This is a genomic window from Massilia sp. 05N420 (assembly GCF_056397205.1).
The window spans coordinates 1-373 of sequence record NZ_JBFTMX010000265.1 but is presented as its reverse complement, the minus strand read 5'-3'; the positions used below and the strand labels follow the sequence as shown (position 1 = coordinate 373).

Sequence of the window (373 nt, the reverse complement as noted above, 5' to 3'; positions counted from 1 at the left end):
GAAATCTTTACGTTTCCTTCACCACGGGTGGAAAAAACTCAGAGAACCAGTGTTCGTTGCCTCAAAGTCGCGCCAAAGTGCGGGCTTCTGTCACAGAACGGGACACATTTTGGCAATGCTGCGCGCGCGTGGCACCTAGAGGGGAAATCCATGAACAGGCTGTTGGCCACACTCTTGACTGCGACGCTTGCCTTTTCGGCACCCGTTGCGGCGATCGCCGGCAACGCCTCTTTCATCCTCGATGCCCGCACCGGCAAGGTCCTCGCCTCTGAAAATGCCGACGTGCTGAATCACCCGGCATCGCTGACCAAGATGATGACCCTCTATCTCGCCTTCGAAGCGATCAATCGCGGCAAGCTCAGCTGGGATAGCC

The 373-nt window shown here is 57.1% G+C and carries 1 pseudogene; it reads left to right on the top strand.

The features are described 5' to 3' along the window. Window positions 1–150: 150 nt before the first annotated feature. Window positions 151–373: pseudogene (locus tag AC1DIX_RS28265) on the top strand (D-alanyl-D-alanine carboxypeptidase); the annotation flags it as partial.